The sequence below is a fragment of the Microbacterium sp. NPDC055502 genome (assembly GCF_053643635.1).
This window is the reverse complement of the sequence record NZ_JBSHKJ010000002.1, coordinates 560,888-582,968: the sequence shown is the minus strand read 5'-3', so window position 1 is coordinate 582,968 and position 22,081 is coordinate 560,888. Positions and strand designations below refer to the sequence as shown.

The 22,081-nt window shown below is 69.6% G+C and carries 22 protein-coding genes; 15 read left to right on the top strand and 7 right to left on the bottom strand.

Features of this window, described 5'->3' with window-relative positions; all coding sequences use genetic code 11:
- The first annotated feature begins 11 nt into the window (after nucleotides 1-11).
- Nucleotides 12-638: an ANTAR domain-containing response regulator gene (locus ACWH95_RS13835; RefSeq protein WP_206253382.1), complete on the top strand. Its 627-nt coding sequence runs from the start codon at nucleotides 12-14 to the stop codon at nucleotides 636-638.
- 8 nt (nucleotides 639-646) lie between these two features.
- Nucleotides 647-1,210, top strand: a complete 564-nt coding sequence (locus ACWH95_RS13830; protein ID WP_454120834.1) for a GNAT family N-acetyltransferase — start codon at nucleotides 647-649, stop codon at nucleotides 1,208-1,210.
- Here the strand turns inward: ACWH95_RS13830 and ACWH95_RS13825 are convergent.
- Entirely contained in the window at nucleotides 1,185-1,613 is a 429-nt protein-coding gene (locus ACWH95_RS13825; protein WP_378803686.1) for a hotdog fold thioesterase, read from the bottom strand. The two genes, ACWH95_RS13830 and ACWH95_RS13825, sit on opposite strands and share 26 nt — an antisense overlap.
- A 45-nt stretch (nucleotides 1,614-1,658) precedes the next feature.
- Between ACWH95_RS13825 and polA the strand changes: the two genes are divergently transcribed.
- Genes polA through ACWH95_RS13790 form a run of 7 tightly spaced genes read left to right on the top strand, consistent with a single transcriptional unit; the run spans nucleotide 1,659 to nucleotide 10,890 of the window.
- On the top strand, nucleotides 1,659-4,292 hold the full coding sequence (polA, locus tag ACWH95_RS13820; protein ID WP_452312809.1) for a DNA polymerase I: 2,634 nt from the start codon (nucleotides 1,659-1,661) through the stop codon (nucleotides 4,290-4,292).
- Between the two features lie 37 nt (nucleotides 4,293-4,329).
- Nucleotides 4,330-6,006: a DUF885 domain-containing protein gene (locus ACWH95_RS13815; protein WP_454120833.1), complete on the top strand. Its 1,677-nt coding sequence runs from the start codon at nucleotides 4,330-4,332 to the stop codon at nucleotides 6,004-6,006.
- 59 nt (nucleotides 6,007-6,065) lie between these two features.
- Nucleotides 6,066-7,100, top strand: coding sequence for an LLM class flavin-dependent oxidoreductase (locus tag ACWH95_RS13810; protein ID WP_241115011.1), 1,035 nt, complete (start codon nucleotides 6,066-6,068; stop codon nucleotides 7,098-7,100).
- Between the two features lie 50 nt (nucleotides 7,101-7,150).
- The gene (locus ACWH95_RS13805) at nucleotides 7,151-8,503 is read left to right on the top strand and encodes an MFS transporter (protein WP_136037342.1); all 1,353 of its coding nucleotides are present in this window, start codon (nucleotides 7,151-7,153) and stop codon (nucleotides 8,501-8,503) included.
- Between the two features lie 43 nt (nucleotides 8,504-8,546).
- On the top strand, nucleotides 8,547-9,293 hold the full coding sequence (locus ACWH95_RS13800) for an SGNH/GDSL hydrolase family protein (protein ID WP_136037408.1): 747 nt from the start codon (nucleotides 8,547-8,549) through the stop codon (nucleotides 9,291-9,293).
- Nucleotides 9,290-10,036 carry a formylglycine-generating enzyme family protein gene (locus ACWH95_RS13795; protein WP_454120832.1) on the top strand — a complete coding sequence of 249 codons (747 nt, stop codon included), beginning with the start codon at nucleotides 9,290-9,292 and terminating at the stop codon, nucleotides 10,034-10,036. The genes ACWH95_RS13800 and ACWH95_RS13795 overlap by 4 nt, the downstream gene beginning before the upstream one ends.
- A gap of 41 nt (nucleotides 10,037-10,077) precedes the next feature.
- Nucleotides 10,078-10,890 (top strand): arginase family protein, encoded by an 813-nt coding sequence (locus tag ACWH95_RS13790; protein WP_136045223.1) that lies wholly within the window; start codon nucleotides 10,078-10,080, stop codon nucleotides 10,888-10,890.
- A gap of 18 nt (nucleotides 10,891-10,908) precedes the next feature.
- On the opposite strand, the gene ACWH95_RS13785 is transcribed toward ACWH95_RS13790, so the two are convergent.
- Both ACWH95_RS13785 and ACWH95_RS13780 read right to left on the bottom strand, forming a co-directional pair.
- Nucleotides 10,909-12,087 (bottom strand): DUF4232 domain-containing protein, encoded by a 1,179-nt coding sequence (locus tag ACWH95_RS13785; protein ID WP_454120831.1) that lies wholly within the window; start codon nucleotides 12,085-12,087, stop codon nucleotides 10,909-10,911.
- Between the two features lie 4 nt (nucleotides 12,088-12,091).
- Nucleotides 12,092-13,429, bottom strand: coding sequence for an MFS transporter (locus tag ACWH95_RS13780; protein WP_454120830.1), 1,338 nt, complete (start codon nucleotides 13,427-13,429; stop codon nucleotides 12,092-12,094).
- 73 nt (nucleotides 13,430-13,502) lie between these two features.
- On the opposite strand from ACWH95_RS13780, the gene ACWH95_RS13775 reads away from it, so the two are divergent.
- A complete protein-coding gene (locus ACWH95_RS13775; protein ID WP_136037347.1) occupies nucleotides 13,503-13,871 on the top strand; it encodes a VOC family protein in 369 nt (122 codons plus the stop codon).
- Nucleotides 13,872-13,901: 30 nt separating this feature from the next.
- On the top strand, nucleotides 13,902-14,330 hold the full coding sequence (locus tag ACWH95_RS13770; protein ID WP_454120829.1) for a pyridoxamine 5'-phosphate oxidase family protein: 429 nt from the start codon (nucleotides 13,902-13,904) through the stop codon (nucleotides 14,328-14,330).
- Between the two features lie 538 nt (nucleotides 14,331-14,868).
- On the opposite strand, the gene ACWH95_RS13765 is transcribed toward ACWH95_RS13770, so the two are convergent.
- Genes ACWH95_RS13765 through ACWH95_RS13755 form a run of 3 tightly spaced genes read right to left on the bottom strand, consistent with a single transcriptional unit; the run spans nucleotide 14,869 to nucleotide 18,120 of the window.
- Complete coding sequence (locus ACWH95_RS13765) at nucleotides 14,869-17,229, bottom strand: ATP-binding cassette domain-containing protein (RefSeq protein ID WP_454120828.1); 2,361 nt, start codon at nucleotides 17,227-17,229, stop codon at nucleotides 14,869-14,871.
- A 37-nt stretch (nucleotides 17,230-17,266) separates the two neighbouring features.
- Complete coding sequence (locus ACWH95_RS13760; protein WP_136032376.1) at nucleotides 17,267-17,677, bottom strand: VOC family protein; 411 nt, start codon at nucleotides 17,675-17,677, stop codon at nucleotides 17,267-17,269.
- A 5-nt stretch (nucleotides 17,678-17,682) separates the two neighbouring features.
- Nucleotides 17,683-18,120, bottom strand: a complete 438-nt coding sequence (locus ACWH95_RS13755) for a helix-turn-helix transcriptional regulator (protein WP_454121004.1) — start codon at nucleotides 18,118-18,120, stop codon at nucleotides 17,683-17,685.
- Between the two features lie 140 nt (nucleotides 18,121-18,260).
- Between ACWH95_RS13755 and ACWH95_RS13750 the strand changes: the two genes are divergently transcribed.
- Nucleotides 18,261-18,857, top strand: a complete 597-nt coding sequence (locus tag ACWH95_RS13750; protein ID WP_454120827.1) for an HdeD family acid-resistance protein — start codon at nucleotides 18,261-18,263, stop codon at nucleotides 18,855-18,857.
- Between the two features lie 63 nt (nucleotides 18,858-18,920).
- Here the strand turns inward: ACWH95_RS13750 and ACWH95_RS13745 are convergent, their stop codons facing one another.
- The gene (locus ACWH95_RS13745; RefSeq protein ID WP_454120826.1) at nucleotides 18,921-19,685 is read right to left on the bottom strand and encodes an SDR family oxidoreductase; all 765 of its coding nucleotides are present in this window, start codon (nucleotides 19,683-19,685) and stop codon (nucleotides 18,921-18,923) included.
- 121 nt (nucleotides 19,686-19,806) lie between these two features.
- Here ACWH95_RS13745 and ACWH95_RS13740 point away from each other — a divergent pair, with 121 nt between their 5' ends.
- Genes ACWH95_RS13740 through ACWH95_RS13730 form a run of 3 tightly spaced genes read left to right on the top strand, consistent with a single transcriptional unit; the run spans nucleotide 19,807 to nucleotide 21,991 of the window.
- Nucleotides 19,807-20,280, top strand: a complete 474-nt coding sequence (locus ACWH95_RS13740; protein ID WP_136032370.1) for an NfeD family protein — start codon at nucleotides 19,807-19,809, stop codon at nucleotides 20,278-20,280.
- Between the two features lie 8 nt (nucleotides 20,281-20,288).
- Nucleotides 20,289-21,218, top strand: coding sequence for an SPFH domain-containing protein (locus ACWH95_RS13735; protein WP_136032368.1), 930 nt, complete (start codon nucleotides 20,289-20,291; stop codon nucleotides 21,216-21,218).
- A complete protein-coding gene (locus tag ACWH95_RS13730) occupies nucleotides 21,215-21,991 on the top strand; it encodes a glycerophosphodiester phosphodiesterase family protein (RefSeq protein WP_454120825.1) in 777 nt (258 codons plus the stop codon). The genes ACWH95_RS13735 and ACWH95_RS13730 overlap by 4 nt, the downstream gene beginning before the upstream one ends.
- Nucleotides 21,992-22,081 lie beyond the last annotated feature (90 nt).

The window sequence follows — 22,081 nt, the reverse complement described above, 5'->3', positions numbered from 1 at the left end:
TCTCCAGTAGGATGGAGTCCGTGACCGAGCAAGAACAGGCTGAGCAGCCCACGGCATCCGCACCCCGACGCGTCGTCGTCGCCGAAGACGAGTCGCTGATCCGTCTCGACATCGTCGAGATCCTTCGCGACAACGGCTTCGATGTCGTCGGCGAAGCCGGTGACGGGGAGACGGCCGTCGCCCTCGCGACCGAGTTGCGCCCCGACCTGGTCATCATGGACGTCAAGATGCCCCAGCTCGACGGCATCAGCGCGGCCGAGAAGCTGCACAAGGGCAACATCGCCCCGGTCGTGCTGCTGACGGCCTTCAGCCAGAAGGAGCTTGTGGAGCGGGCGAGCGAGGCGGGCGCCCTGGCGTACGTCGTCAAGCCGTTCACCCCGAACGACCTGCTGCCGGCCATCGAGATCGCGCTCGCGCGTCACGAGCAGATCATCACGCTCGAGGCCGAGGTCGCCGACATGGTCGAGCGCTTTGAGACCCGCAAGCTGGTCGACCGCGCCAAGGGACTGCTGAACGAGAAGATGGGCCTGAGCGAGCCCGAGGCGTTCCGCTGGATCCAGAAGGCCTCGATGGATCGCCGCCTCACGATGCAGGACGTCGCGAAGGCCATCATCGAGCAGCTCGCCCCGAAGAAGTAGCTGGTCCGGTGCTCCGCCTCGACGCCGAGCACCTGCTGCGGCCCGTGCGTGCGGGCGACGGCCCCGGCATCGCTGCCGCCTACCGCGCGAATCGTGCACACCTGGCTCCGTGGGAGCCCGAGCGCGACGCCGCCTTCTTGACCGACGAGTGGCAGGAGCGGCACGTCGCGCAGTGCCTGGCGGAAGCCGAGGCGGGACGGAGCCTGCGGTTCGTCGTGGTCGGGGATGATGGCTCGATCCGCGGCCGCGTCAACCTGAACTCGATCGTCCGCGGCGCGTTCTGGAGCGCGGACCTCGGCTACTGGATCGACGCCTCACGGCTGCGGCGCGGGCTGGCCGGGCGTGCGGTGGCCCTCGTCGCGGAGCACGCGAGGACGGAGCTCCACCTGCATCGGCTGCAGGCTGCCACGCTGCTCCACAACCTGGCTTCGCAGCGCGTGCTGGCGGGATGCGGTTTCGAGCGCATCGGCCTGGCGCCGAAGTACCTGCGCATCGCGGGGGAGTGGCAGGATCACCTGCTGTTCCAGCTGCTGCTGGAGGAGCCTCTCAGCGCCCCGCGGGAACGTCCTTGATCATGTTGGTGATGCGGATCGTCGAGCAGCGTCGGCCCTGATCATCCGTGACGACGATCTCGTGCACCGTGATGCTGCGTCCGAGGTGCACCGGCGTGCATACCCCCGTGACGGTCCCGGAGGTCGCGGAGCGGGTGTGGGTCGCGTTGATGTCGACGCCGACCGCGAGGCGCCCCTCTCCGGCGTGGAGGTTCGCCGCCATCGAGCCGAGGGACTCGCCGAGCACGACATACGCGCCGCCGTGCATCAGGCCGACGGGCTGGGTGTTGCCGGCGACCGGCATGGTCGCGACGCACCGGTCGACGCCGAACTCCACGAACTCCATGCCCATCTTCTCGGCCAGTGCGCCCATGCCGCGGGCGGCCGCCCACTCGAGCCCTTCGCTGGTCGCGACCTCGCCCATGCATCCTCCTCTGCGGGTGTCCGTGCTCCTCGTTAGGCTGACAGGGTGACGGACTCCGCAAAGCCTACCCTCATGGTCGTCGACGGCCATTCGCTCGCCTACCGCGCCTTCTTCGCCCTCCCGGTCGACAACTTCACGACCAAGGACAACCAGCACACGAACGCCATCTACGGCTTCCTGTCGATGCTGGTGAACCTCATCAAGGCCGAGCAGCCGACGCATCTCGCCATCGCCTTCGACACGTCACGGCACTCGTTCCGCACCGACGAGTACCCCGAGTACAAGGCCACCCGCTCGGAGACCCCCTCCGAGTTCAAGGGCCAGATCCCGCTGCTGCAGGACTGTCTCGCGGCCATGTCCATCCCCGTCCTGACGCAGGAGGGCATCGAGGCCGACGACATCCTCGCCACGCTGTCGACCCAGGGCGCCGCGCAGGGCTACGACGTGCTCGTGGTGTCGGGCGACCGCGACACCATCCAGCTGGTCACCGACGACATCACCCTGCTGTACCCGTCCGTGCAGGGCGTGTCCCAGCTCAAGCGCTACGACCCCACGACCGTGCAGGAGCGCTACGGCGTCCGCCCGGAACAGTACCCCGACATCGCGGCGCTCGTGGGCGAGACCAGTGACAACCTGCCCGGCGTCCCGAAGGTGGGGGAGAAGACCGCGGTCAAGTGGCTCACCCAGTTCGGCTCTCTCGACGAGCTCCTCGATCGCGCCGACGAGATCAAGGGCGTCGTGGGCGGCAACCTGCGCGACCACATCGACGACGTGCGTCGCAACCGCAAGCTGAACCGCCTCCTGACCGACGTCGAGCTGCCGGTGGCCCCGGGAGACCTCGCGGTCACGCCCATCGACGCCCAGGCCGTGCGCGACATCTTCGCCCGCCTGGAGTTCCGCACGCTGCTGCCGCGGGTGTTCGAGGCGGTGGGCGCGGGCGAGGTGGCCGACGACCCGGCGGCCGTGGTCGAGATGCCCGTTCCCGCGCAGGTGAGCGGCGCCGAGCTCGCCTCGTGGGCTGCCGCGCAGGAGAGCGATGTGGCACTGCGCGTGACGATCGCGGCGGGGGCTCCCGTGCGCCTGGGGGCCGCCACCGAGACGGAGCTGCGCGAGCTCGACTGGTCCGACGACGCGGCCGCGGCTCTTCGCGAGTGGCTCGAGTCCTCTGCCCCGAAGGTGCTGCACGACGCGAAGCCGCAGGTGAAGGCGCTGCGGCGCCAGGGCATCCGGCTCGGCGGACTGGCGTACGACACGAGTCTCGCGGGCTGGCTCCTGCGCCCGAGCTTCCCCGACAAGACGCTGTCCGACCTGGTGCAGCGTTACCTCGGAGAGAAGCTGCCCGAGGCCGACCCCTCGCAGCTGGTTCCCGAGACCGAAGGGGCGACACCGTCGCAGGAGGCCTGGTTCGTCCTGCGCGTGGCCGAGGCGCTGCGCGGCGACCTGCCGGAGCCGGTCGCCGCCGTGCTCACCGACATCGAGCTGCCGACCCTGCTCACCCTCGCCGACATGGAGCTCGCGGGGGTCGCCGTCTCACACGAGGTGCTGTCCACGTTCTCGAGCGAGCTGGCGGCACGAGCGGATGTGCTCGCGCAGGAGGCGTTCTCGGTGGTCGGGCGCGAGTTCAACCTCGGCTCGCCCAAGCAGCTGCAGGAGGTGCTGTTCGAAGACCTGCAACTGCCGAAGACGCGCAAGACCAAGACGGGCTATTCGACCGACGCCGCGGTGCTGGCCGATCTGCAGGAGTCCCACCCGCACCCGTTCCTGAGCCTGCTGCTGCAGCACCGCGAGGCGACCAAGCTGCGGCAGATCATCGAGTCGCTGGACGGGGCGATCGGACCGGACCATCGGGTGCACACCACGTACGTGCAGACGGGGAGCCAGACCGGCCGGCTGTCGAGCACCGACCCCAATCTGCAGAACATCCCGGTGCGCACCGAGGAGTCACGTCGGATCCGCAGTGCGTTCGAGGTGGGCGAGGGGTACGAGACGCTGCTGACCGCGGACTACTCGCAGATCGAGATGCGCATCATGGCGCACCTGTCGGGCGACGAGGGGCTCATCGAGGCGTTCAACAGCGGCGAAGACCTGCACCGGTTCGTGGGTGCGCGGGTGTTCGGCGTCGAGCCGGGCGATGTCACCCCGGCGATGCGCACCAAGGTCAAGGCCATGTCGTACGGTCTGGTCTACGGGCTGTCGGCGTTCGGTCTGTCGAAGCAGCTGCGCATCGAGCAGGCCGAGGCCAAGCAGCTCATGATCGAGTACTTCGCCCGCTTCGGCGCGGTGCGCGACTACCTGCGCGCGTCGGTCATGAAGGCGAAGGAAGACGGCTACACCGAGACGATCTTCGGTCGGCGCCGCCCGTTCCCCGATCTCGCGAGCCCGAACCGGGTGCTGCGCGAGAACGCCGAGCGTGCCGCGCTCAACGCCCCGATCCAGGGCAGTGCGGCGGACATCATGAAGATCGCGCTGTTCCACATCCACGACGACCTGCAGGCCGCGGAGCTCTCGTCCCGGGTGCTCCTCCAGATCCACGACGAGCTCGTGGTGGAGGTCGCGTCGGGGGAGTGGGATCGGGTCGAGCAGATCGTCCGCACCCGCATGGGCGATGCCGCGCAGCTCTCGGTCCCTCTCGACGTGCAGGTCGGTCGCGGTCGAGACTGGAACGAGGCCGCGCACTGACCTCACTGGCGAGGGGTCGGGGATTAGGCTGGAAACCATGACTTCCGCACCCCGCACCCCCTCCGCCATCGACAAGGTCGCCGATGACTGGGTCGACACCATCGCCGTGCTCGCCCCGACCCTGGGCACCTACATCGGTCGCTCGGAGGTCAACGATCGATTCGGCGACCTGAGCCCGGAAGGCCACGAAGAGGTCGCCGCGGCGACCAGGGCGACGCTCGACAAGCTGTCCGCGCTCGAGCCCGTCGACGCGATCGACGAAGTCACGAAGACCGACCTGAGCGCCGAGCTGCGCCTGGACCTCGAACTGCACGACGCGAAGTGGCATCTGCGCGACCTCAACGTGATCGCCTCCGCGGCGCAGGACGTCCGCGCCGTGTTCGACCTGATGCCGACGTCGACGGTCGACGACTGGGAGGTCATCTCGACCCGTCTCGCGGCGGTCCCTGGTGCCCTGCGCGGGTACGTCGAGACGCTGCGCACGGGGATCGCCAAGGGGGTCACGCCCGCACGGCGCCAGGTCGCAGAGGTCGCGACGCAGATCGACCGCTACATCGCCGATGACGGGTTCTTCGCGGCCTTCGTCGCGCACGCCGACCCGGACGAGGGGCAGCTGCCCGCGTCGCTCGCGCGCACGCTCGCCGACAACTCCGCCGCCGCGCGCGTGGCCTACGGCGAACTGCGCCGCTTCCTCGCCGAGGAGCTCGCCCCCGAGGCGGGGGAGCAGGATGCGGTCGGACGCGAGCTCTACGCCCTCAACTCGCGTCGGTTCCTCGGGGCGACGATCGACCTCGACGAGACGTACGAGTGGGGCCGCGAGGAACTCGCGCGGATGGTCGCCGAGCAGACGGCGATCGCGAACGAGATCCTCCCGGGAGCATCGGTCGAGGAGGCTGTCGCTCACCTCGAGGGCGATCCCGCACGCAAGCTCGTGGGCACGGAGGCACTGCAGGCGTGGATGCAGGAGACGAGCGACCGCGCGGTCGCGGAGCTCGGCGCCTCGCACTTCGACATCCCCGAAGCGATCCGCACGCTCGAGTGCATGATCGCCCCGACACAGGAGGGCGGGATCTACTACACCGCTCCCACGGACGACTTCTCCCGCCCCGGTCGCATGTGGTGGTCGGTTCCCGAGGGCGTGACCGAGTTCGACACCTGGCGTGAGCTCACGACGGTGTACCACGAGGGTGTTCCCGGTCACCACCTGCAGATCGCCCAGGCCGTGTACAACCGCGCCGAGCTGAACTCCTGGCGCCGGCTGCTGGCGGGAACGTCCGGTCATGCGGAGGGCTGGGCGCTGTACGCCGAGCGTCTGATGGAGCAGCTCGGGTATCTGGACGACCCCGCCGACCGCCTCGGCATGCTCGACGGACAGCGCATGCGCGCCGCTCGGGTGGTGCTCGACATCGGAGTGCACCTCGGCAAGCCCCGCCCCGACGGCGAAGGTGTCTGGGACGCGGATTATGCACTCGACTTCCTGCGCCGCAACGTGAACATGTCGGACCAGTTCGTTCAGTTCGAGGTGAACCGCTACCTCGGTTGGCCGGGGCAGGCGCCGTCCTACAAGGTCGGTCAGCGCATCTGGGAGCAGGTGCGGGACGCGGTCGAGCAGGCGGAGGGCGACGCGTTCTCCTTCAAGGACTTCCATAAGCGCGCACTCGACCTGGGCGGCGTCGGTCTCGACACGCTGCGCAGCGCTCTGCTTCCGCGCTGAGTCCACGGGAATGCCCCTTCGGCGTCCGCTGTTCATTCAGCTGAATAGAGAGGCATGACATGGACATCGAATTCGGGCTGGACACCTTCGGGGACATCACGCGGGATCAGGACGGCGAGCTGCTCACGGCGGCGCAGACGATCCGCAACGTCGTCGCTCAGGCAGAACTGGCCGATGCGGTCGGCGTCGACTTCTTCGGCGTGGGGGAGCACCACCGTCGCGAGTTCGCGGTGTCGTCTCCGGAGATGGTGCTCGCGGCGATCGCGGGCCGGACGAAGAGCATCCGTCTCGGCACCGCCGTGACCGTGCTGTCCTCCGATGATCCCGTCCGGGTGTTCGAGAGGTTCGCCACGCTCGACGCGCTGTCCGACGGTCGCGCCGAGGTCGTGCTCGGTCGCGGCTCCTTCATCGAGTCGTTCCCGCTCTTCGGCTACGACCTGCGCGACTACGACACGCTGTTCGAGGAGAAGCTCGACCTGTTCGTGCACCTCCTGGAGGAGAAGCCGGTGACCTGGTCGGGCACCATGCGGGCATCGCTGGAGAACGCCGACGTCTTCCCGAAGACCGAGAAGGGTCTGCGGACGTGGGTCGGCGTCGGCGGCAGTCCGGAGTCGGTCGTGCGCGTGGCACGCCATGGTCTGGGATTGATGCTCGCGATCATCGGCGGACCGGCCGCGCGGTTCCGGCCCTTCGTCGACCTGTACCACCGCTCCGTCGCCTCGTTCGGCACGACGTCGCACCCCGTCGCGGTGCACTCGCCGGGACACATCGCCGACACGGACGCCGAGGCCTGGGACGCCGCGTACTCGGGCTTCGAGGCGATGAACAACACCATCGGACGCGAGCGTGGATGGCCGCCGTACAGCCGTGCGCGCTTCCAGAACGACGTGGGGCCGGAGGGCGCGCTCTATGCCGGTTCGCCCGATCGCGTGGCGACGAAGATCGCCGACACGGTGACGACCCTCGGCCTCGGCCGCTTCGACCTCAAGTACGCCACCGGCACCCTGTCGCACGAGGCGATGATGCGCAGCATCGAGCTCTACGGCACCGAGGTGATTCCGCGCGTGCGGCGCTTGCTGGCCGACCGCGACTGACGACGGCGGGCGGGCGGGCACCGCGCCCGCCCGCCTCTACGATGAGTGGCATGGCCAACACCGCCCTGCCGAGCCGCACCTCGCTCGCCCAGCGCCTCGATGTCCTTCCGTTCACGCGCCGGCACCTGCGAGTGCTCTCCGGCTCCGGGGTGGGGTGGGCGCTGGACGCGATGGACGTCGGTCTCATCTCGTTCATCATCGCGGCGCTCACGCAGCAGTGGGACCTGTCGAAGGGCGAAGCGGGGCTCATCGCATCGATCGGCTTCGTCGGCATGGCTGTGGGGGCGACGCTCGGGGGACTGCTCGCCGACCGGTTCGGCCGTCGTCAGGTGTTCGCCCTGACGCTCCTCGTGTACGGCGTCGCCACCGGAGCGAGCGCCCTCGTCGGGGGAGTGGCGGCCCTGCTGGTGCTGCGCTTCTTCGTCGGCCTCGGACTGGGCGCCGAGCTTCCGGTGGCCTCGACGTACGTCAGCGAGTTCGCCCCGGCACGCATCAGGGGACGCCTGATCGTGATCCTCGAAGCGTTCTGGGCCGTGGGCTGGACCGCCTCCGCGCTGATCGGCTTCCTCGTGATCCCGGCCTCGGAGTCCGGGTGGCGCTGGGCGTTCGCGGTGGGTGCGATCCCCGCCGTCTACGCGCTCATCGTGCGGTGGGGCCTTCCGGAGTCGCCGCGCTGGCTCGCCTCCCGCGGCAGGATCGCGGAGGCCGACCGGATCGTGTCCGCCTTCGAGGCCGAGGCGGGGATGACGGCGGCCCCCGCGATCCGCAAGGAGCCGGCCTCGCGGGCGATCGCCGCCACGGCCGGGGCGAGGCTCGCGACGCTGTGGAACCGGGAGTTCCGCGTGCGCACGCTCTGTCTGTGGCTGGTGTGGCTGTCCGTGAACTTCGCGTACTACGGAGCGTTCATCTGGATTCCGAGCATCCTCGTCGACGCGGGTTTCGACCTCGTGCGGTCGTTCGGCTTCACGCTCATCATCACGCTCGCGCAACTGCCGGGGTACGCGGTGGCCGCGTGGCTGATCGAGGTGTGGGGGCGCCGCGTCACGCTGTCGGTGTTCCTCCTCGGCTCGGCCGTCTCCGCCGTGCTCTTCGGCACCGCGAGCACCGAGGCCGCGATCATCGCGACCGGTATGGCGCTGTCGTTCTTCAACCTCGGCGCCTGGGGGGCACTGTACGCGGTGACACCGGAGATCTATCCGACCTCGCTGCGGGGGACGGGCGCCGGATGGGCCGCGGGCATCGGCCGCATCGCCTCGGTCGTGGCACCGATCGCGGCCCCGGTGCTGCTCCTCGCGGGTGGTGCGCCGGTGCTCTTCGTCGTCTTCGCCGCCTGTTTCCTCCTCGCGGCGGGGGCGTCGTGGGGGCTCGTGGATCGACGCGGTGCAGCCCTCGACGACCGCTGACGCCGCTGTCCGGGCACGGCAATAGGCTGGGTCCGTGACCGATGTGCGATTCGTGGCGATAGGCGACTCCTTCACGGAGGGCGTGGGGGATGTGCTGCCCGACGGGCGCGAGCGCGGATGGGCGGACATCGCGGCACAGGGGTGGGCCGACGCCGCCGGTCACCCGATCCAGTACGCCAACCTCGCGATCCGCGGCAAGCTCGCCTGGCCGATCGTGGAGCAGCAGCTCGAGCCCGCGCTGGCGCTGCGCCCCACCCATCTGTCGTTCAACGGGGGCGGCAACGACATGCTCCGTCCGCGGGCCGATCCCGAGCACATCGCCGACGCGTTCAGCCGCGTGCTCCGGCGCTGCGACGAGGAGGGCGTCACCATGATCCTGCTCTCCGGAGCGAACCCGAGCGGCCAGCTGCCCATGGGGTCGCTCGTGCAACGCCGGGGCGACCTGCTGTCGGAGGCCGTGCTGCGCCGCATCGAGGATCGCCCTGATGTGATCCGCGCCCTGAACTGGCCGGACCGCGAGCTCTCGAAGCCGCCGTACTGGTCGGAGGACCGCCTGCACATGAACGCCGCCGGACATCACCGGGTAGCTGCGCGGGTGCTCCACGCACTGGGCTTCGAACCCCCGGAGGCCTGGTGGGCGCCGCTCGACCGCCCGGGTCTCGGCCCGTCGGGTCTCGCGTACTATCGCGAGTTCGTGGGTCCCTGGGTGCGCCGCCGGGTCACCCGCACCTCCTCGGGTGACGGGCGCACGGCGAAGTACCCGACCTGGATCGAGTGCACGCCCGCGTGAGCGACATCGAGCTGACGCGCCTTCCCGCCGGAGAGGTCACACTGCACGATGCACGGACGCGTTCGACGCGGCAGGTAACCCTGGAGCCGTTCCTGCTCGGCGTCTTCCCGGTGACGGAGGAGCAACTGGCCGAGGTGCTGGGCGTCACCGTGCGACATCCCCGCCGCCCGGCCGCCGACGTGAGCTGGCTGCGAGCCGTGCACTTCTGCAATGCGGCGTCGGAGTGGGAGGGCTTCGACCCCGTGTACCGCTTCGACGGCGAGGACGTGACCTGGGACACGACGGCGGACGGGTACCGGTTGCCGACCGAGGCGGAGTGGGAGTTCGCGTGCCGTGCCGGTTCCGCGGGCCCGCACTATGCACCACTCGCCGATGCGGCGTGGACAGCGGCTGATCACGTCTCCGCGCCGCAGGACGTCGGCGGGAAGCTGCCCAACCTCCACGGGCTGTTCGACACGCTCGGCAACGTGTGGGAGTGGTGCTGGGACCTGCTCGACCCTGCGCGGTACGACGACTATCGCGTCTTCCGCGGGGGCGGGTTCGCCGACGAGGCGTGGAGCGTGCGTGCGTCCGTCCGCCGCGGGGGAGCGCCCCGGATGCACCATGACGACGTGGGCTTCCGCGTCGCTCGCGGCGGCTTCGATCGCGAGGGAGAGGCCCAGGGGTGGTCGGCCGCCGGCGACCGCGCGCGCGCCACCGTCGACGGGCCGCTGCCGGGCGGCTGGACGCCCCGCCGCCGCTGAGTCGTCGCGGCCGTGCCGGGCGAGGATGGGAGACTGGGGGGATGTCCTCCCCGTTCTCGCTCATCCTGTCCCAGGGCCGTGTGGCCGACCGCACCGACGGGGCCCTGGTGGGCGCCCGGCTCGTGGCCGACGCCCTGTCCGCGCTCCTCGGCACTGACGCGCAGGTGGTGGGCACTCCCGACGCTTCCCGCCAGGACGACTGGAGCGAGGCGCTGCCGGCCGCGGCGACGACGCTCACGGGCCTGCGTCACGCCGTCGATACCGCGATCTCCTCGGGCGCGACCCCGCTGCTCGTGACGAACACCTGCGCCGCGAGCCTCGGCACCCTCCCGGCCGTCGCGGAGCATCACCCCGATGCGGTCGTGCTGTGGATCGACGCGCACGGCGACTTCAACACACCGGACACGACCGGATCGGGCTACCTCGGCGGCATGGTGCTCGCGGCCGCCTGCGGGCTCTGGGACAGCGGTCACGGTGCGGGGGTGGATCCGCGCCAGGTGGTCGTGGTGGGCGGGCGCGACATCGACCCCGCGGAGGCCGAGCTGCTGGCGGCCAACGGCGTCACGGTGCTCAGCCCGGGGGAGAGCACCCCGGAGCGACTCCGGGAGCTGGTCGCCGGACGACCCGTGTGGATCCACGTGGACTGGGACGTGCTCGAGCCCGGGTACATCCCCGCCGCGTACCGCGTGGGCGACGGGCTGCTCCCGCACCAGATCGCCGCGCTGTTCGCCTCGCTCCCGGCTGAGAGCGTCCGCGGTGTCGAGCTGGCGGAGTTCGAAGCGGGCGACGCCGAGGTCCCGGAGCGCGTCAGCGTGGAGCTCGTCCTCGAGACCGTCCAGCACCTGCTGCGCTGAAGACAGGGAGCGTACCGGCTACGGGGCTGCCCCGGCGGACGTGTCGAGCTTCCACGCCGTGACCTCGACGGTGGATCCCGCGACGATGTCGAGCTCGACCGGCCACGAACCGCGCTCCAGCCCCGGAAGGCGAGCTGCGTAGAGCTGCCGTGCCACGAGCGCCCCCGCGGTCGCGTTGGCGTCCCAGCCGAGCACCGCGGTCGCCTGTCCCTGCGGGGGAACGGTGATCGTGGCGCTCCCGTCGTCCGTGGCGAGGAACGACGATCCCGGAACCACCTCGACGTCGAGCGCGTGTCCGTTCTGGTCGGCGAAGGCGATGTCCGGATAGCCCTCGATCACGCACGGCTGCTCGCTCACGTTGACCAGGTGGATCGCCTGGGCCCGGTGTCCTGTGGCTCCGTCCGCTGCACCGATGAGCAGCGTGGCGCGGTCGCCGGTGCAGGCGTCGGTCTGGAGGGTCGGTGCACCGACGCCCGGAGCGGTCTCGGCGACGGGATCGCCGACGGCGGTCGGATCGATGAGCGCGCCGGTCTCGTCCGTCGTCGCCTGCTGGGCGGCGTTCTCGCGGATGATGTCCTGCTGTCGCGCGTCGTCGGCGAGCCCGCCGCCGACGACGAACAGCGCGACGCTGACGAGCGCACTGATCAGCGCGGTGCGCGCTCGAACCGGCGGAGCCGCCTGCCCGTCACGACGGCCGAGGAGGACGGCCGGGATCCAGCCGCTCATCACCGCCCAGTACGTCGTCACGGGGGCGCTTTCCACGACGGCCACGGTGAGTCCGCGCAGGCCGAAGTCCTGCAGGTACGAGATCGCCCGGATCGCGTCCAGCCCGAGCCCGAGCACGGCCCCCGCGATGACGGCGGCGAACCACAGAGCCCAGATGCCGCGGCCGGATGGAGCGACGCGGTCGGACACGAACCAGGTGACCGATGCCAGCACCGCCGCCACGAGCACGAGCATGACAGGCGTCCATGCCGCCGGGAGGCCCCAGGTGTTGGCCTGGACGGGACCGACGCCGAAGAAGCTGAGGAGTCGGGTGACCACGATGTCGGAGCCCCAGAGCCTCGCGGCACCCCCGGCGAGCAGCCACAGCGCGGCGAGGATCAGACCGGCCGTGACGCCACGGGGGACGCGAGCGATCCGCCGCCGGTCCGACTCGTCGAGACGGGAAGGAGCCGAAGGGGGAGCGGAGGCCATGCGCTCATCCTAGGGGCGAGCGCCGGCGTCGCTCGGGATCCAGACCCATGCGGATGCGTGTGCGCTTGCGTTCGATCAGGATGAAGGTCACACCCAGCGCCCAGAGGGGGAGGGGCGCGAGGAACGCCAGCCGGAATGCCTCGAGGGAGTAGGTCTCGGGCGTGCCTGCGCCCTGCACGTCGAGGAGCAGCCCGATCAGGAAGATCGCGAGGAGTGCGGCGATGAAGCCCCCCGCGTTGGTGACGCCGGTGGCGGTGCTCAGCCGGTGGCTCGGGTTGTGGGTGCGGGCGTGGTCGAACGCGATCATCGATGCCGGGCCCCCGGTGGCCAGGGCGACGGCGAGCACGGTGAGCAGCCACGCCGGAGCCGGCCCGGGGAGGGCGATCACCGCGATCCATGCCGCCGCCTGCACCCCGACAGCCGGGAGCACGAGGGCGAGGGAACGGTGGTTCGGAAGGCGCCGCGACAGATCGCCGATCACCGGCCCCAGGACCATTCCGGCGACCACGTAGATCGAGATGATCCCAGCGGCAGCCGCGGGCCGAAGCCCTTCGCCGACGGTGAGGAACGGCATGCCCCAGAGGAGGACGAAGGCCGTGCCGGCGAACGGGGTGGTGAAGTGGGACCAGAACGCGAGGCGGGTTCCCGGGTGCGCCCACGCCGCCCGGATTCCGACGCCGGTGTCGATGGCGGACGTGACGACGCGGACGACGCCGGTGTCCGTGTTCACCGTCACGTCCGCGCCCCGCTCCGGCGGATGGTTGCGGATGACGAGCCAGACCAGCACCGTGAACAGCAGTCCGAGCCCGGCGATGCTGCCGAACGTGATGCTCCATGTGGTCGCGTGCAACAGTGCAGCGACGGGTACCAGGGCGATGAGCTGCCCCGCCTGACCGATGATCCCGGTGAACTGCACCATGAGCGGTCCGCGTTGCGCGGGGAACCAGGTCGCCACGAGGCGCAGCACGGCGGGGAACACCGCGGCGTCGCCCGCGCCCAGGAGCACACGCGCGACGATGGCGATGCCGACGCTCGGGGACAGCGCCATGGTGAGCTGCCCGGCCGCCATGAGCAGCATCCCGACCGTGATGATGGGCCGCGACCCGTAGCGGTCGAGGAGCACGCCGATCGGGATCTGCATCCCGCCGTAGACCGCCAGCTGGACGACGGCGAACAGCGCGAGGGTGGATGCGTCGGCCTGGAAGCGATCCGCCGCCTCGACACCCACGGCCCCCAGCGAGGTGCGGTTGGTGATCGCGAGCACGTAGGCGGCGACACCGACCGACCAGATGGTCCACGCGCGCCACCCCGGAGAGGCGGATGCGGGGGAGAGGGGCGGCACCGTTCCACGCTACTCCTGCCCGCCGACGCGCCGGACGAGCGCGATGTCGGTGCCCGCCGGTAGCGTTCGCCGCATGACAGGAACCTCGCAGCACCACACCATCGACTATGTCGAGCTCGTCGTCACCGACCTCGCCGCAGCGAAGCAGTTCTATGCGTCGGCGTTCGGGTGGGAGTTCGTCGACTACGGCCCCACGTACGCCGGGATCGCTTCGGGCAGGGGAGACGGCAGCGAGGTCGGGGGACTGCTCCTCGCCGAGGAGCCGCGGCCCGTCGGAGGCCCCCTCGTGCTGCTCTACTCCGACGACCTCGATGCCACGCGCGACGCGATCGAACCCGCCGGCGGGCGCATCCTGCAGGAGCCGTACGACTTCCCGGGCGGACGACGGCTGCACTTCGCGGACCCGTCGGGCAACGAGCTGGGAGTCTGGTCGGCCGCGTGAGTCCGGGGCGACGGCGTTAGTCTCGTGAGCATGGCCATCGATCCCCACGACAGAGTTTCGGTGGTCATGTTCATCCGTGAGCACGGGCGCGGCGTCGCGGCGACCGTGTCAGCGGGCGGCGAGCCGGAGGCCGCGCTCGTTGGAATGGTGGCTCTCGACGACGGGACGATCCTGTTCACGAGCCGCTCCGAGTCTCGCAAGGTCGCGAACCTCGTGGGCAACGGGGCGGTGGCGCTCGTGGTGGGCACAGAGGGGGCGGTGACCCTGCAGCTCGAGGGGAGCGCCGACGTGGCTTCGGCCGCGCGGGCGAAGGAGCTGGAGCCGGTGTTCGTGCTGCACGCTCCGGGATCGCGCGTGACCGATCCTGGATTCGCGCTCGTCATCGTGCGACCGCGGTGGGTTCGTTCCTACGACGTTTCCGATGCCGTACCCGTGGTCGTCGAAGCCCTCTGGAGCTGAGCGGCCGCGTCAAGACCGCGCGAATCCCTACCGGTCGACCGACGGTACTGCGAGACGCACCGCCTGAGCGCTCGTGCAGCGGTGGCGGGGAAGGGCGGCGGGGAGAGGCGGCAGGGTCGACGACCCCACCCGCTTCTCGTCTGACCTGACATAATGTGCATTATCGGTTAATGCACGAGGGGCACCGCGGCTGAGCGACGTCGCCCACACGCTGTCATGATCGAACCCAGGAACGCTGCACACGAACGCCCGATCGAGTTGTGTTGCCTGCTCTGGGCGCGTCCCGGGCTGGCCGTGGAACTGAGCCGCTATGAAGACGTGGTGCTGGCGTTCCTTCCAGACCACGGCGGCGTTCTCCTGCAGCGTGCGATCTCCACATCCGGTGACGACGCGCCCCACGAGGTCCAGTTGTATCGATTCCCGAACGGTGCGGCGCTGGACGCCTCTCTCGCCGATCCGCGTCGACGTGAACGCTCCGCCGAACGGGACCGCGTCGTCGCACGCACGACGCGGTCCCGTGGCGATCACGTCTGCGTGATCAGCGTCCGCTCACGTACTCCGCCAGGTGCTCCCCCGTGAGCGTCGATTTTTGGGATACCAAATCTGCGGGCGTCCCTTCGAACACGATTTGGCCGCCGTCGTGCCCGGCGCCGGGTCCGACATCGACGATCCAGTCGGCGTGCGCCATGACCGCCTGATGGTGCTCGATGACGATCACGGTCTTGCCCGCGTCCACGAGCCGGTCGAGCAGCCCCAGGAGCGTGTCGACGTCCGCGAGGTGCAGCCCCGTCGTGGGCTCGTCGAGCACGTAGATGTCGCCCTTCTCCCCCATCTGGATGGCCAGCTTGATGCGCTGACGTTCTCCGCCCGACAGCGTCGACAGGGGCTGGCCCAGCGACAGGTAGCCCAGACCGACGTCTTCGAGGCGGCTCAGAATCGCGGCCGCCGCGGGAAGCTTCGCCTCGCCCTCACTGAAGAAGGCCCGCGCCTCCGCAACGGGCAGATCGAGCACCTCGGTGATGTCCTTGCCTCCGAGGGTGTACTCGAGGACCGCCGCCTGGAAGCGCTTACCGCCGCAGTCCTCGCAGGGTGTCTCGATCGTGTCCATGAACCCGAGCTCCGTGATGATGACGCCGGCGCCCTTGCACGTGGGGCACGCGCCCTCGGAGTTCGCGCTGAACAGAGCGGGCTTCACGCCGTTGGCTTTCGCGAAGGCCTTGCGGATGGGCTCCAGCAGACCGGTATACGTCGCGGGGTTGCTGCGCCGCGACCCCTTGATCGCGGACTGATCGATCGCCACGACGCCCTCGCGACCGGACACCGAGCCGTGGATCAGGGAGCTCTTGCCGGATCCGGCCACACCCGTGACGACCGTCAGCACGCCCGTCGGGATGTCGACATCGACGTTCTGCAGATTGTTGGTCGAGGCGTCGCGGACTTCGATCCGCCCCGCGCCCGTGCGCACGGCGGGCTTGAGCTTCGCGCGGTCGTCCAGGTGCTCTCCCGTGCGGGTGCCGCTGGCCTTCAATCCGTCGACCGTACCTTCGAAGCAGATCTCGCCGCCCGCGCTCCCCGCTCCTGGACCGAGGTCGACCACGTGATCGGCGATCGCGATCGTCTCGGGCTTGTGCTCCACGACCAGGACCGTGTTCCCCTTGTCCCGGAGTTGCAGCAGCAGCCTGTTCATGCGCTGGATGTCGTGCGGATGCAGGCCGATTGTCGGCTCGTCGAACACGTACGTGACGTCGGTGAGCGCGGACCCGAGGTGCCTCAGCATCTTGATGCGCTGCGCCTCACCCCCCGACAGCGTCCCGGACGGGCGTTCCAGGCTGAGGTAGCCGAGGCCCAGCGTGACGAAAGCGTCGAGGTTCGCGCTGAGGGCCTCCAGCAGAGGCGCAGCCCCGGGAAGCGTCAGGCCTCGCACCCAGGCGGCGAGATCGGTCACCTGCATGCGGCACGCGTCGGCGATGCTGATCCCCTCGATCTTCGACGACCGCGCGCCCTCGGTGAGGCGGGTCCCGTCGCACTCCGGGCATACCGCGAACGTGGCGACGCGCTCCACGAACGCACGGACGTGCGGCTGCAGCGCGTCGAGGTCTTTGGAGAGCATCGACTTCGTGATCTTGGGGATCAGGCCCTCGTAGGTCATGTTGATGCCCGAGATCTTCACCTTGGTGACCTCGCCGTAGAGGAAGAGGTGCCGCTGCTTCTCGGTGAACTCCGCGATGGGCTTGTCCGCGGGGTAGAAGCCCGACTGCGAGAAGCCTTTCACCATCCAGCCGTCTGCCGTGTACCCGGGCACCATGATGGCGCCCTCGTCGAGCGACCGGGACTCGTCGACGATCTGCGACAGGTCGAGGTCAGACACCGCTCCCCTGCCCTCGCAGCGCGGGCACATGCCGCCGAGGTAGATCGCGTCCTTCACGATCTTCTTCTCGCCGCCCGGCCCGGTCATGACGCCGCTGGCTTTCTGCGTCGGGATGTTGAACGAGAACGCGGTCGGTCCCCCGATGTACGGCTGCCCGAGCTTGCTGAACAGGATGCGCAACATGGCGTTCGCGTCGGTCACGGTCCCGACGGTCGAGCGCGGGTTGGCGCCCAGCCGCTCCTGGTCCACGATGATCGCGGTGGTCAGACCCTCCAGGACGTCGACGTCGGGGCGCGGCACCGACGGCATGAATCCCTGCACGAACGCGCTGTACGTCTCGTCGATCATGCGGCGGGACTCCGCGGCGATCGTGTCGAAGACCAGCGAGCTCTTGCCCGAGCCGGACACACCGGTGAACACCGTGAGCCGTCGCTTCGGGATGTCGGCGCTGACGTCCTTCAGGTTGTTCTCGCGCGCACCCTGCACGCGGATCAGGTCGTGGGTGTCCGCGGGGTGCGGTGCAGCGGTCATCGGTGTCCTTCTGTTCGGGGCGGCGTCGCCGGTGGCGTCAGCCGGCCTGGTTGATACGGAGGAGGTTGCCCGCCGGGTCGCGGAACGCGCAGTCGCGCACGCCGTACGGCTGATCCATCGGCTCCTGCACGACATCGGCCCCCGCCTCCACGAGACGCTCGAACACGGCGTCGAGGTCATCGCTCGCGAGGGTGAGCGCGCCGTAGCTTCCTTTCGCGATCAGCTCGAGGATGGTCTGCCGCTCGGTGTCGGTGATGCCCGGGTCCGTCGCCGGCGGATGCAGCACGAGGGAGGTCTCCGGTTGGTCCGTCGGGCCGACGGTCAGCCAACGCAGCCCGTCGTAGCCGACATCGTTGCGCACCTCGAAGCCGAGGGCGTCGCGGTAGAACCCGAGCGCCGCCTCGGCGTCGGTGTGCGGGAGGAACGCGTAGTGGATGCTGATGTTCATGATGCTCACGTTAGGTCCGCGTCGGGACGCGGCGCTTCTCGATTCCTGATCGGTCGGATGACCTGCTTCGCCTGGAACGACGGGATCCCCTCGACGGTGGCGGCGCGTTCACGGTACACGCTGGGTGGGACACCGACCAGCTCCGAGAACCGCGTGCTGAACGTTCCGAGCGATGAGCAGCCCACCGCGAAGCAGACCTCGGTCACGCTGAGATCTCCGCGACGCAGCAGCGCCATCGCACGTTCGATCCGGCGCGTCATGAGGTACGCGTACGGCGACTCGCCGTATGTCTCACGGAACCGACGACTCAGGTGCCCCGCCGACATGTGCACGCCGCGGGCCAACGCCTCGACATCGAGCGGTCTGGCGTATTCGCGATCGATCCGGTCCCGCACCATGCGCATCAGGACGAGCTCACGCAGCCGGGCATCATCCACCGCCATCACGAGACGATCCTGCCATGACGTGGGGTGTCGCGTGGTGTCGGAGTGCGACGCGTTCCGGCGGTCCTCCCCCGCGAACGCCTGCCGAGCGCTACCCTGGGGGCATCCTCACAGGATCTTCTCAGAAAGGGTCCCCAACCATGTCTGAAGCAATCAACGAGACGAAGTCGTTCTTCTCCTCCATCCGCATCGCCCTCGCCGTGTCCGGCGCGCTCGCCCTGCTCGCAGGTATCGTCCTGCTCGTCTGGCCGGTCAAGTCGGCCGTCATCGTCACGGCGATCTTCGCGTCGTACCTCGTCGTCGCCGGCATCGTCTACATCGGGCTCGGCATCTTCTCGCAGGCGAAGGGTGGCTGGGCACGGGTCGGCCACATCGTCCTCGGCCTGCTGTACATCGCGGCCGGAGTCATCGCGTTCTTCAACCTCAACGTGGCGGCGGCGACGCTCGCCCTGGTCGTGGTCATCTTCATCGGCGTGAGCTGGATCGTCGACGGTGTCGTGGCCCTCTCGCTCCTCGGCAGCGACGGGTCCCGCGTCTGGACCGTGCTCTACGCGATCCTCAGCATCGTCGCTGGAATCATCGTGCTGTTCTCGCCGGCCATCGCGGGCTTCGCGTTCTGGCTGCTCCTCGGCATCTCGCTGATCGTGCTCGGCATCGTCCAGATCGTCCGGGCCATCACGCTGGGCAAGGACGAGAAGAACGTGATCGCCGACGTGCAGGGCTCCCCCGCCGTCTGACCTCACGAGACGACTCCGCCCCGGTGCCGCACAAGCGGGCCGGGGCGGAGTCGTATCCGAGGATCAGGAGGCGGTGAAGGCGCTCACGTCGCCGACGAGCCGCGTGTTGTCCTCGGGGACCGGATCGATGACCGCCTTCGCGACCTCGGCCGCGAACTCGGACACGTTGTACAGGCGCCCGGCCGACTCGCGGCGCTCCGCAATGGCCCCGGGGTTCGCACGCTCCAGGAGCGTGGCCGTGATGGTGCCCTCGATCATGTCGCCGGAGACCACGGTGAAACCGACGCCCTTCTCGGCGAGACCGGGGATGAGCTCGCGCAGCGCATCCTCACCGGCGCGCTTGGAGAGGGCGACCGGCTCGTACTCCGGCATCGTCGGGGTGGTGCGGATGAAGTGGGCCTGGTGGCTCGTCACGAAGACGACACGGGCGCCGTCGTCGAGCAACGGGGTGGCCGCGTTCAGCACGTTCAGCTGCGCGTCGCGGTTCAGCGTGAGGGCGTAGTCCTCCGCCATCCCGGACTCCATACCGCCCGAGGCGTTGAGCACGAGCACGTCGAGGCGGCCGAACTCCGCGCGCACCGCGTCGAACATGGCGTCCACCGACGCCGTGTCAGTCAGATCCGCGCCGACGACGAGGACCCTCCGACCGAGTTCGCGCAGTTGTGCAGCGAGCTTCTCCGCGCGCGGAGCCTTGTTGCGGAAGTTGATCACGACGTCGGCGCCCGCCTCGGCGAGGTAGCGGACGGTGTCGGCGCCGATCCCCCGGGACGAGCCGGTCACGAGGGCGACCTTGCCGTCGAGGGATCCTGCGGGAAGAACGTCGGTCACGGTGACTCCTCATGATGCGTGAAACGCCGTGAGCGCACGGCTCTCTCACATTACCAAGCGGTCGCGAGGGCACCCCGATCGCCGGGGCAGCGCGTGATACGTTGACCACAAAGGAGGCCGAATGGACAACTTCTCGACTTTCGTCGTGTTCATCGACCAGTGGGCGTGGATCGGATGGCTGGTCCTCATCGCCGTCTTCCTCGTGATCGAGATGCTCTCGCTGGACTTCACGTTCCTCATGCTCAGCTTCGGCGGCCTGGTCGGACTCGTCACGGACTTCCTCGGCGTGCCGGTGTGGATCCAGATCATCATCGCCGGCATCGCTGCCGCCCTCTTCATCCTGTTCCTCCGGCCTCCGCTGCTGCGGCGGCTGCATCGCGGCGCCGACCCGGCCCGGTCGAACGTGGATGCTCTGGTCGATCTGCGCGGCTTCGCACTGAGCGACATCACGCAGGTGTCCGGGCAAGCCAAGCTCGCCAACGGCGACACCTGGACGGCCCGCTCGTCCTCCCCCGTGCCCATCCCCCAGGGCGCTCCGATCGCCGTCACCGCCATCAACGGCGCCACGGCGATCGTCCGTCCCCTCAACGACTAGGAGAACACGTGGACGACGCATCGTTCATCCCCACGGTGATCATCTGGATCCTGGTGATCGCGGTCATCATCTTCGTGATCGTCACCATCGCCAGGGCCATCCGCATCATCCCCCAGGCGACCGCGGGTGTCGTCGAGCGGCTCGGGCGCTACCACAAGACCCTCTCCCCCGGGCTGAACATCCTGGTGCCCTTCATCGATCGCCTCCGCCCGCTGATCGACATGCGCGAGCAGGTCGTCTCCTTCCCGCCCCAGCCGGTGATCACGGAGGACAACCTGGTCGTGTCGATCGATACGGTCGTCTATTTCCAAGTGACGGACGCGCGCGCGGCGACATACGAGATCGCCAACTACCTCGGCGCCGTCGAGCAGCTCACCACGACCACCCTGCGCAACGTCGTCGGCGGTCTCAACCTCGAAGAGGCACTGACCAGCCGCGACAACATCAACGGGCAGCTCCGCGTGGTGCTGGACGAGGCCACCGGCAAGTGGGGCATCCGCGTCGGTCGCGTCGAGCTGAAGGCCATCGACCCGCCCGTCTCGATCCAGGACTCCATGGAGAAGCAGATGCGCGCCGAGCGGGACCGTCGTGCCGCCATCCTCACGGCGGAGGGCACCAAGCAGTCCGCCATCCTCGAGGCGGAGGGTCTGCGGCAGGCGGAGATCCTGCGGGCGGAGGGCGACAAGCAGGCGGCCGTGCTCCGTGCCCAGGGCGAGGCGGAGGCGATCCAGAACGTCTTCAGCGCGATCCATCAGGGCGCTCCCGACGACAAGCTCCTCGCGTATCAGTACCTCCAGATGCTGCCGAAGATCAGCGAGGGCCCGTCCAACAAGCTGTGGATCGTGCCCAGCGAACTGACGGAGGCACTGAAGGGCATCGGCAGCGCCTTCACCCCGAAGCCGGGCCAGGGGCCCACGGACCCCGCACCCCGCGTGTGACGCACCCGTTCTTCTCGAACGCCCGCTCCCCGCGGATCTTCGCGCATCGCGGTCTGGTGACCGCCGCAGGCGAGGAATCCGGGGTGTGGGAGAACACGGCGGGGGCCTTCGCCGCCGCGCACGCGGCCGGCGTCGAGTACATCGAGACCGACTGCCAGGTGACCGCCGACGGGGACGTCGTCCTGGTGCACGACCCCGACCTGCGCCGCCTCGCTGACGACTCGCGCGCGGTGACCGAGGTCCGCACCCGTGAGCTGCGTGCACTCTTCGCCGATCACGGCGGGCTGCTCACCGTCGGTGATGCACTCTCGTCCTTCCCCGACGTGCGCTTCAACATCGACGTCAAGACGCCGGCTGCGGCCGGACTCCTCGGCCCCGTCCTCGCCCCGCACACCGAGCGCGTCCTGATCACGAGCTTCTCCGACGCGAGCCGTCGAGCGACGGTCGAGGAAGTGAGACGCGCCGGGGCCGCGCAGCGCCCCGCCACGTCGGGCGGACGCCGCACGATCGCCTCGGCCCGCGCACTGTCGGCCCTCCGCCTCTCCCCCGCGCGTGCCCTGCGTGACATCGACGCGCTCCAGATACCGGAGCGTCGTGGCGCCCTGACCGTCCTCACCCCCGCGCTCCTGCGGGCGGCGCATCGGGCCGGGATCGAGGTGCACGTCTGGACGGTCAACGACCCGGATGAGATGCGTCGCCTCCACCGGATGGGGGTGGACGGGATCGTGTCGGACCGCGCCGACCTCGCGGTCGCGGTCCTCGCTCCAGAGTAGGGCGAGCTCTTTACCCGCCGGCGCTGGGATTCCACTGTGAATACCGCCGAGATCGCGGTCACGTGGATGAAGCCCACAGGCTCGAGCGTT